General features: G+C 40.7%; 13 protein-coding genes. 11 read left to right on the forward strand and 2 right to left on the reverse strand.

Annotated features, from left to right (window positions below):
* The first annotated feature begins 75 nt into the window (after window positions 1-75).
* From Q1A31_RS15100 to Q1A31_RS15150, 11 genes are all read left to right on the forward strand, one after another.
* Complete coding sequence (locus Q1A31_RS15100) at window positions 76-810, forward strand: molecular chaperone (protein WP_299878484.1); 735 nt, start codon at window positions 76-78, stop codon at window positions 808-810.
* A 53-nt stretch (window positions 811-863) separates the two neighbouring features.
* Window positions 864-1,070, forward strand: coding sequence for a hypothetical protein (locus Q1A31_RS15105; protein ID WP_299878487.1), 207 nt, complete (start codon window positions 864-866; stop codon window positions 1,068-1,070).
* Window positions 1,071-1,082: 12 nt separating this feature from the next.
* Window positions 1,083-4,028, forward strand: a complete 2,946-nt coding sequence (locus Q1A31_RS15110; protein WP_299878491.1) for a molybdopterin-dependent oxidoreductase — start codon at window positions 1,083-1,085, stop codon at window positions 4,026-4,028.
* A 13-nt stretch (window positions 4,029-4,041) separates the two neighbouring features.
* Entirely contained in the window at window positions 4,042-4,662 is a 621-nt protein-coding gene (gene fdh3B, locus Q1A31_RS15115; protein WP_299878494.1) for a formate dehydrogenase FDH3 subunit beta, read from the forward strand.
* 88 nt (window positions 4,663-4,750) lie between these two features.
* Complete coding sequence (locus Q1A31_RS15120; RefSeq protein WP_299878497.1) at window positions 4,751-6,190, forward strand: formate dehydrogenase subunit gamma; 1,440 nt, start codon at window positions 4,751-4,753, stop codon at window positions 6,188-6,190.
* A gap of 138 nt (window positions 6,191-6,328) precedes the next feature.
* Window positions 6,329-6,808: a 4Fe-4S dicluster domain-containing protein gene (locus Q1A31_RS15125; protein ID WP_131906094.1), complete on the forward strand. Its 480-nt coding sequence runs from the start codon at window positions 6,329-6,331 to the stop codon at window positions 6,806-6,808.
* 12 nt (window positions 6,809-6,820) lie between these two features.
* Window positions 6,821-8,674 (forward strand): aldehyde ferredoxin oxidoreductase family protein, encoded by a 1,854-nt coding sequence (locus Q1A31_RS15130; RefSeq protein ID WP_299878503.1) that lies wholly within the window; start codon window positions 6,821-6,823, stop codon window positions 8,672-8,674.
* 212 nt (window positions 8,675-8,886) lie between these two features.
* Window positions 8,887-10,149, forward strand: coding sequence for an NAD(P)/FAD-dependent oxidoreductase (locus tag Q1A31_RS15135; RefSeq protein WP_299878506.1), 1,263 nt, complete (start codon window positions 8,887-8,889; stop codon window positions 10,147-10,149).
* A 193-nt stretch (window positions 10,150-10,342) separates the two neighbouring features.
* Window positions 10,343-10,606, forward strand: a complete 264-nt coding sequence (locus Q1A31_RS15140; protein WP_299878509.1) for a MoaD/ThiS family protein — start codon at window positions 10,343-10,345, stop codon at window positions 10,604-10,606.
* A 101-nt stretch (window positions 10,607-10,707) separates the two neighbouring features.
* A complete protein-coding gene (locus Q1A31_RS15145) occupies window positions 10,708-11,013 on the forward strand; it encodes a hypothetical protein (protein ID WP_299878512.1) in 306 nt (101 codons plus the stop codon).
* Window positions 11,014-11,206: 193 nt separating this feature from the next.
* On the forward strand, window positions 11,207-11,944 hold the full coding sequence (locus Q1A31_RS15150; protein WP_299878515.1) for a HesA/MoeB/ThiF family protein: 738 nt from the start codon (window positions 11,207-11,209) through the stop codon (window positions 11,942-11,944).
* 49 nt (window positions 11,945-11,993) lie between these two features.
* On the opposite strand, the gene Q1A31_RS15155 is transcribed toward Q1A31_RS15150, so the two are convergent.
* Together Q1A31_RS15155 and Q1A31_RS15160 are read right to left on the reverse strand one after the other, a co-directional pair.
* The gene (locus tag Q1A31_RS15155) at window positions 11,994-12,407 is read right to left on the reverse strand and encodes a rhodanese-like domain-containing protein (protein WP_299878518.1); all 414 of its coding nucleotides are present in this window, start codon (window positions 12,405-12,407) and stop codon (window positions 11,994-11,996) included.
* 72 nt (window positions 12,408-12,479) lie between these two features.
* Window positions 12,480-13,568 (reverse strand): esterase-like activity of phytase family protein, encoded by a 1,089-nt coding sequence (locus Q1A31_RS15160; protein WP_299878521.1) that lies wholly within the window; start codon window positions 13,566-13,568, stop codon window positions 12,480-12,482.
* Between the last annotated feature and the right edge of the window lie 10 nt (window positions 13,569-13,578).

Below are 13,578 nucleotides of genomic sequence, written 5' to 3' on the forward strand. Positions count from 1 at the left end.
TCCCTCCCTTTTGGTTATTTGATTCTCCTGATAAGTGGCACGTTCATTGCATAATAAATTAAATATAAGGAATTTATGTCTGAAGGAAAGATGTTACAACAAACCCGCTCTCAACAAATCGATGATAATTTGCAGCAGATTTCTTCTACGGAAGTACAAGATATGACTGCCCAAAGCGATGCTATGAGTGTTCAGGTAGAGCAACAATACAGAGCATCTGCTTACAGTATTTTAGCTGCCCTTATTAGAGGTGTTCCTACACAAGATATTTTGGAGCACGTTGCAGAGTTCGCTAAAGTTAATATTGAAAACGTTGAAGAAGATGAATTGCTACTATCAATGTCCGCATTAGGATTGGCAGCTCAGTCATCTAATGTTGCTGCGGTCGATGATGAATATCATGTTTTATTCGTTGGCTTGGGACGAGGCGAATTGATTCCTTATGGTTCTTGGTACTTAACGGGTTTTCTGATGGAGCAACCCTTGAGTATTTTGCGAGATGATCTTAAAGCGCTGGGCTATGAGCGCGATGAGAGTGTCGTTGAGCCAGAAGATCATGTGGCTGCTTTGTGTGAAATGATGGCGTTACTTATCACAGAAAGTGCAAACTCAGAGCAGCAAGAAAACCAAACTGGGAATATCGGAAAAGACGAGACACAAGTTATCTTTTTTGAAAAACATATCGAGCCTTGGATGGGGCGTTTCTTTAAAGATTTGTCTGTCGCAGACTCAGCTGTTTTCTATCGAGCAGTAGGGCGATTCGGTACAGCCTTAATTAATTTTGAAAAGTTATATTTGAACGTTGTTTAAACGTTTAGTTTATATATTTAGTTTACTGGTTTAGCCCGGGAGGGGTAATAAAGATGAAAAAATATGCAGAAGCAAAAATCAGTCGTCGTCAGTTCATAAGTGGTGGGGTCGTTTTAGGTGCTGGTGCAATTACTGCCGTAGCTATTCCTGGTGCTGCTATGGCTGCACAAGAAATACCCGAAGCCAAAAATACAAAAGAAGATAAAGGTTATCGGCTCACTCAACATATCGCTGATTACTATAAATCAGCTGCGCTATAAGGAGATAGTGGAATGAAACTCACAAAAAAGTCTGATTACGTTTCTGACGCAGTTATCGATAGTTCTTTGATTGAGAAGTCAGGGGCTTCTAAGAAAGCATCTGGTAACGCGATATCTCGACGTCAATTTTTACGCACTTCCAGTTTAATGGCTGGTGGAGCTGCTCTTGGTACTGCACTTTCTCCTGGAATGATGAGAAAGGCAGAAGCATCAGCAGATACAGTGCCAGGTTCAGCGATCAAACGAGTTAAGACAGTTTGTACGCATTGTTCGGTTGGTTGTGGCGTTATTGCTGAAGTGCAAAACGGTGTTTGGACTGGGCAAGAGCCTGCTTTAGATCATCCGTTTAATAAAGGTGCTCATTGTGCTAAAGGTGCTGCTATCCGTGAGCATGGTCATGGTGAGCGTCGTCTTAAATACCCTACCAAGCTTGTTGATGGTAAATGGAAAAAGGTTTCATGGGATCAGGCGATTAATGAAATCGGTGATAAGTTACTCAGTATCCGTAAAGAATCTGGTCCTGATTCGGTTTACTGGCTGGGTTCTGCAAAGCATAATAATGAACAAGCTTACTTGTTCAGAAAAATGGCAGCAATGTGGGGTACGAATAACGTAGACCATCAAGCCCGAATTTGTCACTCAACGACAGTTGCGGGTGTTGCGAATACATGGGGTTATGGTGCTATGACCAACTCCTACAACGATATTCACAATTCAAAATCAATCCTTTTGATAGGTTCTAATCCATCAGAAGCTCATCCAGTTTCAATGTTGCACATCCTGAAGGCAAAAGAAGAAAATAATGCCCCAGTCATAGTCATTGATCCACGTTTTACACGAACAGCGGCTCATGCAGATCATTTCTTGCAAATTCGCCCTGGTACTGACGTTCCTATCATCTGGGGTATGCTTTACCACATATTCAAAAATGGTTGGGAAGACAAAGGCTTTATCAGTCAACGTGTTTACGGAATGGAAGAAGTCATGCAGGAAGTGGCTAAATGGGATCCAGCAGAAGTTGAGCGTGTTACAGGTGTTAAAGAGCATCGTGTAAAAGCCGCTGCTAAAGCTATGGCTGATCACCGTCCAGGAACCTTTATCTGGTGTATGGGTGGAACGCAACACACGATAGGAAATAATAATACACGTGCTTATTGTACCTTCCAGCTTGCGCTAGGAAATATGGGTGTGTCAGGTGGCGGAGCAAATATCTTCCGTGGTCATGATAATGTTCAGGGTGCAACTGATTTAGGTGTACTTGCTGATACTTTACCTGGCTATTATGGTCTGTCAGCAGGTTCATGGAAGCATTGGTCAAAAGTTTGGGATCTTGATTATGACTGGATTAAAGGCCAGTTTGATGATGTCGCTTTTGATAAAGACAATAAGCAGTATGAAGGTGAGTACGACGAGAAGGATAATGCCCAACATGTGATGAACACAAAGGGTATTCCAGTATCTCGCTGGATCGATGGTGTTCTTGAAGATAAAGACAACATGGCGCAAAGAAATAATCTGAAAGCCATGTTCTTCTGGGGTCATGCTCCAAACAGTCAGACCCGTGGAACAGAGCAGAAAAAGGCCATGGAAGGCCTTGATATGATGGTAATTGTTGATCCATACCCCACAGTTTCTGCTGTTATGCATGATCGTAAAGACGGTGTTTACTTGTTGCCTGCTGCTACGCAAATGGAAACTTACGGTTCTGTTACTGCATCTAACCGTTCTTTCCAGTGGAGAGATAAGGTTATCGAGCCATTGTTCGAGTCTTTGCCTGATCACATTATCATGCATAAGCTAGCTAAGAAGCTTGGCTTTGCTGATCAAATGTTTAAAAACATTAAAGTTGAAAATGATGAGCCGAGTATTGAAGATACCTTACGTGAAATTAATCGCGGTATGTGGACTATCGGTTATACCGGTCAGAGCCCAGAGCGTTTAAAGCTTCAGCAGGAAAACTGGGGAGACTTTGATTTCACGAGCCTTAAAGCCGAAGGTGGCGCATGTGATGGTGAGTTCTACGGTTTACCTTGGCCTTGTTGGGGTACTCCAGAAATGAAGCATCCTGGTACGCCAAACTTATATGATGGTAGTACTTCGGTTGCAGAAGGTGGCTTAACATTCCGTGCAAGATTTGGTGTGGAGCGTGAAGGTGTTAATCTTCTTGCTGAAGGATTCCACTCAGCCGGATCTGAAATCAAAGATGGTTATCCCGAATTTACAGGTGACATGCTGAAGAAGCTGGGCTGGTGGGATGACTTAACTGATCCTGAAAAAGCCGCTGCTGAAGGTAAGAACTGGAAAACTGACTTGTCTGGAGGCATACAGCGTGTTGCTATAAAGCATGGTTGTGCACCGTTTGGTAATGCTAAAGCCAGAGTTAAAGTATGGACCTTCCCTGATCCGATACCAATTCATCGAGAACCTTTATATACAAGTCGTCATGACTTGGTGGCTAACTATCCTACGTATGAAGATCGTAAGTCATTTTGGCGTTTACCAACACGTTATTCATCCATTCAAGCGAAGGATTATTCAAAAGATTTCCCTTTGATACTTTCTTCATTCAGATTGGTTGAGTATGAGGGTGGTGGTGATGAGACAAGATCTAATAAATGGTTGGCTGAACTACAACAAGATATGTTCGTAGAAATTAATCCAAGGGATGCTAATAATATTGGTATTAGAGACGGCAATATGGTCTGGATTGAGACTCCTGAAGGTGCAAAAATCAAAGTAAAAGCGATGGTTACTCGTCGAGTAGCTTCTGGTGTAGCTTCTGCTCCTTACCACTTTGGAGGGCATTTCCAAGGGAAAGATTTACGAGAGAAGTATCCAGAAGGCTCAGATCCTATCGTTTTAGGTGAAGCTATAAATACCGCCATGACCTATGGTTATGACTCAGTAACACAGATGCAGGAAACTAAATGTAGCCTGTGTAAAATAACTAAAGCTTAGGAGGTAACATATAATGGCTGCTAATGTAAAATTTTATTGCGATTCAGAGCGTTGTATCGAATGTAACGCGTGTGTTACCGCTTGTAAAAATGAAAACGACGTCCCTTGGGGTATTAATCGTCGTCGTGTTGTAACCATCAAAGATGGTGAGCCTGGTGAACGATCTTTGTCAGTGGCTTGTATGCACTGTACAGACGCACCTTGTGCTGCAGTTTGTCCTGTAGATTGTTTCTACACAACAGACAACGGCATTGTGCTTCATGATAAAGATATCTGTATTGGTTGTGGATATTGTTCATATGCTTGTCCATTTGGAGCGCCTCAGTTCCCAACGTCAGGTGCTTTTGCATCACGTGGAAAAATGGATAAATGTACATTCTGTGCGGGCGGCCCTGAAAAGGCTGGAAGCGTTGATGAGCATAAGAAATACGGTTCTAATCGTCTTGCAGAAGGTAAATTACCACTTTGCGCAGAGATGTGTTCAACCAAAGCATTGTTAGCTGGAGACGCTAACATGGTTTCAGATATTTACCGTAAGCGTGTTATCAGCAGAAGCATGTCTACCCTAGCTTCAAGTGGTAATATTCAGCAGAATGGATTTAATCCAGACTTTACTGGTAAAGCTACAAAGTAAAATTTAACTCCTAGTTAGGATATTTGTACACCCCCTTTTTTTGGAGGAGGGGGGGTATTTAATTTACAAGTATATTCAGGAGATTATTATGGGAATGGCCACTAGGGCATTGCTATTTAGCTTTGTGTTGCTGTTATTAAATGTAACAGCAACGTCTACAGTTTTTGCAGATGAGACAGCAAATACTGCGGGAAATAACAGCGATACAATAAATCAACAAATAGAAAACCAGCCAATAGAGATTCAAAGTCCAGCCTCAGATTTATGGCGGGCAGTGAGACAAAGAAACGTCGATATTACTGGAACGTCCCAAGTCAAAGGCCCTACCGCCGATACATTAATTAATGTAAGTGGACAGGAGTGGCGTGAGTTTCGTCGTTCTCAATTAATTCCTTACAGTGCCTATGCCTTAGGTGGCGTATTACTAGCTATCGTTTTATTTCGTCTTATCCGTGGGAAAATAAAGATCAAAGCAGGACGATCGGGTATAAAAATTCATCGTTTTACTGGCTTTCAAAGATTCGTACATTGGTCTGTTGCAACTTTATTCATAGTTTTGGGACTTACCGGCATCATTCTAACTCTTGGTCGATTTGGTTTGATTCCTCTTATTGGTAAAGATGCCTTTGGCATACTCGCAACTTTAGGAAGAACTGTACATAACTACATCGGGCCCGTTTTTGCTGTTCTGTTGATTGTTATGCTGTTTACTTTCATTAAAGGTAATTTTGCTAACTGGACAGATATTAAATGGTTTGCCAAAGGTGGTGGATTGTTTGGTGGACATGCGAGTGCAGGGCGCTATAACGGCGGTGAAAAAGCCTGGTATTGGTTAGCAATGCTTGTCGGTACGGTTGTTATTATCAGTGGTTTGATAATGGGTTTTCCTCTATTTGGAGTTTCGCAGGAGGACATTAAGCTATCTCAACTCATTCATGCTATCGCATCTATTGGTTTATTAGCAGCGTCATTCGGACATATTTATATGGGCACATTTGCCATGGAAGGTGCTTATGAAGCTATGCAAACAGGTTACTGTGATGAAAACTGGGCCAAAGAACATCATGACTTATGGTATCAAGATCTTAAGAATGATGGTGTGATCAACTCTAACAATGCCGATGCAACGTCTTTGAAAAGAGAAGTATCTGATTCATCTGATACAAACCCATCAGGTGGTTTAGCAGTAGCTGCATCAAGCGCTAGCGTATTGAATTCTTCAAGTACTTCATCAAGCGAAAGTAATGCTAAGAAAGCTAAGTCTGTTTCTTCTAACAACCCGGATAATTTAAAAAAGATTGAAGGCATTGGTCCAAAAATAGAAGAAGTATTAAATGCTGCTGGAATTTTACGATATGAAGATATACAGAATTCTAGTCGTGATGCTCTTAAGCAAATACTTAATTCGGCAGGCTCTCGCTATAAAATGCATGAACCTAAAACCTGGCCTCAACAAGCTGAATTAGCAGCAAAGGGTGAATGGGACAAACTAAGTGAGCTGCAAAACGAAATTTTGAATAAATCTTAAGATTCTTTACAGGATTTTTCAGAATAATTATAAATAATTAACTATAGTTATAAATAACATTATAAGTAAATAGGTTACTAATTATATTAATAATAATACTTATAGAAGATAAACATAAAAAGCTTAAAGGAGATATGAATGCAAAAGTCGTTACATCTTGATCCGGCCAAATGTACCGGGTGCTTACAATGCGAAATGGCATGTTCTTATGAAAAACTGGGTGAATTTAACCCTTCAAGATCTGTCATTAAAGTATTTACATTCCATGAGGAAGGACGTTTCGCTCCTTATACTTGTACACAATGTGATGAAGCTTGGTGTTTAAGAGCTTGCCCTGTAGATGCAATCACAATGGATATGTCCACAGGCGCGAAAATAGTCATCGATGATAAATGTGTTGGTTGTAAGGTCTGTACGATTTCTTGTCCTTTTGGCACGATTAATTATGTGCAGGAAACTGGCAAGGTAGCTAAATGTGATCTATGTGGTGGTGACCCAGAATGTGCAAAAGCCTGTCCGACTGAAGCAATTACATATATCGACGCTAACGCGACTGGATATGATCGTATGAAGGCATTTGCAGAAAAAAGTCTTCCTAGCGCAAACACATCAGCATAGAGGTTAAATAATATGTCTTGGACAAGAAAAGTATTACGCGTCAACCTCACAGAAGGAACGTGTACCCCAGAACCACTTAATATGGAGTGGGCTAATAATTATCTAGGCCAAAGAGGCCTTGCAACGAAATACCTTGTGGAAGAAACGGATCCGAATGTTGATCCATTAAGTCCTGAGAATATTTTTATCATGGCCACGGGGCCGCTTACAGGAACAATGGCTTCAACAGCTGGTCGCTATTCTTGTATTACTAAAAGTCCCTTAACAGGTGCTATAGCCTGTTCTAACTCTGGTGGATTCATTGGTAATGAATTTAAAAACGCTGGCTTAGATATGATTATCTTTGAAGGTAAAGCCGCATCACCTGTTTATTTATATATTGAAAACGATCTTGCAGAATTAAAACCTGCTGATGACCTTTGGGGTAAATCAGCTTGGGAAGCAGATGAGATGCTGCATGCGAAACATCAAGATCCTAATTTGAAAATTGCAGTTGTTGGCCGACCTGCCGAAGAAGGCTGTTTGTATGCCGCTGTTATGAATGATCTACATCGAGCAGCTGGTCGCTCTGGTGTTGGAACCGTTATGGCATCAAAGAATCTCAAGGCTGTTGCAGTTCGTGGAACCAAAGGCGTGAAAGGTCTTGAAAATCCTGATGAATTCATGAAAACAGTGACCGATGGCAAAAAAGTATTAGCCGATAATGCGGTAACAGGCGAAGGCTTACCCGCTTATGGTACTCAAGTGTTAATGAATGTTATTAACGGAGTAGGTGGATTGCCTGCTAGAAATATGCGCGATGTTGGTTTTGAAGGCGCTGAGAATATTTCTGGTGAAGCCATGCATGAGCCACGTACGAGTGATGGTAAGCCGAATCTGACCACCAATGGCGCTTGTTTTGGTTGTACGATTGCTTGTGGTCGAATTTCTACGATTGATCAAACGCATTTCTCGGTTAAAGATAAGCCTCAATATCATGGTGCTTCTGGTGGTTTGGAATATGAGGCTGCATGGTCATTAGGTGCTGATACGGGTGTTGACGATCTTGATGCTTTGACCTACGTACAATTCGTTTGTAATGAAGATGGAATTGATCCTATCAGTCTTGGTTGTACGATAGCTGCTGCGATGGAGCTATTTGAGGACGGTAAAATTGATCTAGCTGAAACTGGCGGTATTGATTTACGTTTCGGTTCAGCAGAAGCATTAATAGCAGTAACAGAGGGCGTTATTGCTGGAACTCCCTTTGGTAAAATTATAGGTATGGGTTCAAAGCGCGTCTGTGAAAAGTATGGCGCACCTGAATTATCGATGTCTGTTAAAGGTCAAGAATTTCCTGCCTATGACCCACGTGGTATTCAAGGCATTGGTCTTGCTTACGCCACTTCAAATCGTGGTGCATGTCATTTGCGCGGATACACCATTGCATCTGAGATTTTAGGTATTCCGGTTAAAACGGAACAAACTGAGTCAGATGGAAAGCCTGAGCTTGTTAAAGCATTTCAAGATGCTACTGCATTGGTAGATTCAGCGGGTCTGTGTATTTTCACAACATTTGCCTGGGGTATGGAAGATATCGCACCTCAAATAGATGCGGCTTGTGAAGGTGACTGGAGTGTTGATAAGTGTCTTGAAGCCGGAGAGCGTATCTGGAATATGGAACGTCAATACAATAATGCAGCTGGTTTCACCAGTGATGATGACACCTTGCCTAAGCGCTTGCTGAAAGAAGCCATCAAATCAGGTCCTACAAAAGGACAAGTTAATAGATTGGGCGAAATGCTTCCAATTTATTATGAAGTTCGTGGCTGGACACCTGAAGGAGTTCCTACAACTGAGACACTTGAGCGTTTAAACCTGTCTTAAAGAGCCTATGAAGAGCTGACGAAAAACTGTTGAGTAACAGATTTTTCGAAAATGATTGGCTAGAACATTCAGTCTTATAGGCTGAACCAACAAAGAGCTTGGTATTTTCCAAGCTCTTTCTAGCTAACATCCCAAATACCAAATGCTTGGCTAAAATCCAATTTACGTGAGTAGATTCTTTGGCGAGTAATCTTAAATTCTTAGGAGTATCTATGCGACATGTGATAATTGGCGCAGGTCCTTGTGGTGTTGTAGCCGCAGAGACGTTACGAAAACAAGATCCAGATTCAACCATTATTTTGATAGGAAACGAGCCTATACCTCCTTATTCGAGAATGGCGATCCCTTATTTTTTGATGAAAGATATCGATGAAGCAGGTACACATCTTCGCTCAGACGACTTCTACGATACTCATAATATTCAATACCTCGGTCATGCTGTTGAAAATGTTGATACTGATCTAAAAGTATTGACTACGGATGACGGGACAGAAATACCCTACGATAAATTGCTAATCGCAGCCGGTTCCAAGCCATTGCTACCACCTATTGAGGGTGCAGACCTTCCTAATGTGCACAATTGCTGGACGATAGAAGACGCAAGGCAAATAGCTGAGCGCTCACATAGTTGCTTAGAAGTGGTGCTAATGGGTGCCGGATTTATCGGTTGTATCATTCTTGAATCATTAGCCAAAATGGGCGTAAACCTAACCGTTATTGAGATGGGGGATCGTATGGTTCCGCGCATGCTCGATGATAAAGCAGGTGGGCTTCTTGAAAAATGGTGTATAGAAAAAGGCGTCAATATCCGCACCTCAACACGTGTCAATTCCATTAAGGAAGAAGATGATGTGATGATTGTTGAGTTAGATAATGGCGAAACTATCCAGGCATGTACGGTAATAAGCGCCACAGGTGTTAAACCCAATACAGAGTTTCTTAAAGGTTCTGGTATAGAAGTGGACCACGGGATTGTGGTGAACACCAATATGCAAACCAATGTCGCCAATGTTTATGCTGCCGGAGATGTGGCTCAGGGCAAGGATTTCTCTACTGGAAATTACGAGGTGCAGGCGATTCAACCTACGGCGACCGACCATGGTCGTATAGCGGCATTAAATATGGCGGGTCATCTGGTTGAGCATAATGGCTCGGTGAATATGAATGTTTTGGATACACTCGGTTTAATCTCGCATTCTTTCGGTTTATGGATGGGTGTTGAAGGCGGAGATAGTGTCGATATTTACAATGAAGAAGCCTATAAATACATCAATCTAAGATTTGGTGCAGATAAGGAAGAAGATGTTTTAGTGGGTGCCAGCACGCTAGGTATGACGCAACATATCGGTGTTATACGTGGATTAATTGAAGGTAAAACGCATCTAGGTGTGTGGAAAAGTCGTTTAATGAAGGATCCTACTCGACTTATGGAAGCTTACTTATCTTGTACTCAAGAGCTTGATAATGTTGTTTAAAGTGATCTATCAGCTCTTTAACTTATTATTTTAACTGTTAAGTAATTTATGTATTTAAAAGGTCACCCCTCCACTTTTAGGCGTTTTTTATTCATATATGATGAAAAATGCACCATTCAGGTCGTCGTCACTGCGTTCCAACGTTGTCTACGATGCGCTTCGGCTAAGCGTTTTTTTAGTTAAAGGTTATATTATGGATAAGCCTAAAATTAAAATGTATCTGGAGTTATTCGCATCACTGATGCGTTTATTACCTCCCGGTACATCAAGACATAGGCGCGAAATAAAAGTGGTTGAAGGGACATCTGTGCAGGATGTGATCGATGAATATCATATACCTTTAGAGCTTGCTCATATTGTGTTGGTGAATGGTGTTTTTGTTTGTGAAGATCGCAGCTCACATATATTGGAAGCAGGTGATGTTTTATCGATATGGCCGCCGGTAGCTGGTGGTTAATCGTATTTTGGAATTTTTTGAAATTAGAATGTTAGTAATTTTAAATTGGCATAGAGTTGGTTGGTATAGCTTGAGTGGGAATAATAGGTTGGTACAAATAGTTGATTAAGAAACACTACGAGATGGCCTTTTCAATTCCGGAATTTACCAAGACCCTAAATGGTCAATTTGTTACTGATGAAGGCAGTTATCATTGCAATACTTTGTCAGACACTCAGTGGAATATTTATACCGAAGATGATGTTTTAAATGTATCGATCGATATTGAACAAGCACCGCCTCGTGTGATTGCCATGTTAAGGTTACCTGTACTCAATGTGGTTTTTGGATTTAAAAATACAACTGAAGAGCAACAGGCTAAATTCCTGAAACGTTTTTTTAAATACTTCCACAAAGGTGGCGGTTAAACCAAGTCTGTAATAGATGGTGTGAAAAGAGCCCTCGCAAAGCATAAATTCTATTAACGTTTTTAAACAACAAAACGTAATATCGTTCAAAAGTAGGGGGGTGACTTTAATACAATCTCAATCTCAATCTAACTCTAACTCTAACTCCAATTCAATCTTATTATAATTTCTATTCAAATATCTATTTAAAGCCATGAATAATAAAGAAAAAAGCCGTTATGCTCGCCAGATTCGATTAAGCAAAATCGGTGAAGCAGGACAGCAAAAATTATTAGATTCAACCGTACTGATTATCGGAATGGGCGGCTTAGGATCGCCAGCAGCATTGTACTTAGCAGCAGCCGGAATAGGTAAGTTGATCGTTAGCGATTTTGATCAGGTTGAAGACTCTAATCTACAACGCCAAATTATTCATCGAACTCAGGATATCGGAGAGTTAAAAGCGTTCTCGGCGAAACGCACTATCGCAGAGCTAAACCCAGATTGTGAAGTGGAAGCTTTGGATTGGCAGTTAGATGATGATGAATTAGAACAATATATTCAACAAGCTGATATCGTTTTGGACTGCACCGACAATTTCCCAACACGTTTTGCGATCAATCGTGCGTGCGTAAAACAATCGACGCCTCTGGTTTCAGGTGCGGCAATTCGTATGGAAGGCCAGATTACGAGTTATATTCCAGATTCTGGTGGACCCTGTTATCAATGCCTGTATAAGCCAGACTTTGAAAGTACCGAGACTTGTGCAATGGAAGGGGTGTTATCACCTGTTGTTGGTGTTATCGGAACGATGCAGGCGCTTCAGGCGATATTGGTATTGATTGGTGAAGAAGAGAATGTAAACGGTAAGCTGCTTTTGTTTGATGCCTTAAATATGGAATGGCAAAAAGTTACCATTCCCAAGAATCCAAACTGCGCTGTCTGCGCATAATTTTTCTATGCTTAACTTTAATCGCTAGGGGTTTATCGCTTGGCGATTGTTAGCACTGTTCCCAAGGTAAACCATTGAAGCGCCAACCATCCATGGTTCCGCGTTGGTTATTTTCATCAAGTTCACCCTCAAAGCCATCAGTGACGTGATAGATATTTTCCATCCCTTTTTCTATCAGTTCTAAACCTGCTTTTTCAGAACGATTACCACTTCGACAGATCAAAATAATAGGGCAATTGTTGTTGGTGCTGGCTTTCTGGATTTGATTAATTTCTTTGTAGAAATTTGGGTTTATTTCCCAATCAGGATCATCCATCCAGGCAACGTGAATGCTTTCTTTAGGATGTCCTATAAATAAAAACTCCATCGAAGTTCTTATGTCTATTAATTTAGCTTCATGGTTCTCTTTTAAAAGTGCTGAAGTTTCGAGTGAGCTTAAGTGCCCAAGTGTTTTTGTATTCATATGATTTAGTGTAGTTAGTTATTTCAATAATATGCGAATATTTGTAAGTAATTTATCAAATAGCTGTATTTTTTAATTCTGAATTGTTTCTTTAGTATCAATAACTTCAAACAGAACAAGAATAGTCTTTTGGAATACACTGTTGTTGTCATCAGAAATCATGAAATACTGATTAGCTTTATAGTGTGCCAGTCCTTCGAAATTATCTACTGACCAATCATCAGCGGCATCAAATCTTGCGATTGCTTCTGTTTTGCAGACTTTATTTTTTCTGCATTGATCAAGTTGCAATCGTCTAAGGTTAATTACAACCGGTGTTATTGGATTTAGATACGCTCTTTCAAGCACAATCACATCACCATTGGGTAAAACTTCGAGACCTGTTATAGCGCTATTAGGCGCTTTTGAACGTTCAAAATTCCATTCTTTTCCGTTGCTGGAAAACAATGTTTGTATGTTTTTGTCCCGGTTTTTAATCGGGTATTCAGCAGCAGTAATCACACCATATTTAGGGTGGTAAGTGACACTTTCAAGGGCTTTGTTCTTACTGCTAAATTTGTTTTTCTTTCTGATTTTTTTTGGCAATTTAATCTGCGAGATCATTCTGCCTTTGGTGGAAAACTTTTCAATTCTTGGCTTGTTCTCAAAAGAGATGAGTAGTTGCGTATCACCTTTTTTGCCGTTATTGGTGTTTAGCGTCGATAGGCCTTCAGAGTCTCGGTATTTTCCTTTGAGTGGATTGCCATTACTGTCGCTAAGTTTGACGGCGTATACGACCTTTAAGCCATCCAGCTGATTATTTTTCAGTGATACTTTTAGATGATAAAAATACCCTTCATCTGAAACGGCATAGAGGAGCTCTTCATCATTATCCCAGGCAATCCCTGAAAGTTCTTTAACGGGTATTGCGTTAAAGATGGTAGATTTTAATGCAATACTGCCATTCAGCTTTAATTGCATAAAGTCAGTATCAATATGCTTGGGAGTAATAGTTATCGGGTAACTATCAGGTTTCGTCTGACCTGAACTGCATGAAAACAGGAAAAGGGAACTGAATCCTATCAGGCATGAAAAAAGCCACTGAATTGAATTTTTCAGTGGCTTCTGATTGCTGTGTTGTGCTCGTTGAAAGTAATCTTTCAACTGGGTTTTTTTTCGCATGAAGCGATCA

The sequence above is a fragment of the uncultured Cocleimonas sp. genome (genome assembly GCF_947495625.1).
Taxonomy (GTDB): domain Bacteria; phylum Pseudomonadota; class Gammaproteobacteria; order Thiotrichales; family Thiotrichaceae; genus Cocleimonas.

Bases quoted from the DNA above. Each gene is read 5' to 3' on its own strand.
- Q1A31_RS15160 (WP_299878521.1), bottom strand. From the start codon at position 13,568: ATGCGAAAAAAAACCCAGTTGAAAGATTACTTTCAACGAGCACAACAC.
- Q1A31_RS15120 (WP_299878497.1), top strand. From the start codon at position 4,751: ATGGGAATGGCCACTAGGGCATTGCTATTTAGCTTTGTGTTGCTGTTA.
- Q1A31_RS15110 (WP_299878491.1), top strand. From the start codon at position 1,083: ATGAAACTCACAAAAAAGTCTGATTACGTTTCTGACGCAGTTATCGAT.
- Q1A31_RS15150 (WP_299878515.1), top strand. From the start codon at position 11,207: ATGAATAATAAAGAAAAAAGCCGTTATGCTCGCCAGATTCGATTAAGC.
- Q1A31_RS15100 (WP_299878484.1), top strand. From the start codon at position 76: ATGTCTGAAGGAAAGATGTTACAACAAACCCGCTCTCAACAAATCGAT.
- Q1A31_RS15135 (WP_299878506.1), top strand. From the start codon at position 8,887: ATGCGACATGTGATAATTGGCGCAGGTCCTTGTGGTGTTGTAGCCGCA.
- Q1A31_RS15140 (WP_299878509.1), top strand. From the start codon at position 10,343: ATGGATAAGCCTAAAATTAAAATGTATCTGGAGTTATTCGCATCACTG.
- Q1A31_RS15155 (WP_299878518.1), bottom strand. From the start codon at position 12,407: ATGAATACAAAAACACTTGGGCACTTAAGCTCACTCGAAACTTCAGCA.
- fdh3B (WP_299878494.1), top strand. From the start codon at position 4,042: ATGGCTGCTAATGTAAAATTTTATTGCGATTCAGAGCGTTGTATCGAA.
- Q1A31_RS15125 (WP_131906094.1), top strand. From the start codon at position 6,329: ATGCAAAAGTCGTTACATCTTGATCCGGCCAAATGTACCGGGTGCTTA.
- Q1A31_RS15130 (WP_299878503.1), top strand. From the start codon at position 6,821: ATGTCTTGGACAAGAAAAGTATTACGCGTCAACCTCACAGAAGGAACG.
- Q1A31_RS15105 (WP_299878487.1), top strand. From the start codon at position 864: ATGAAAAAATATGCAGAAGCAAAAATCAGTCGTCGTCAGTTCATAAGT.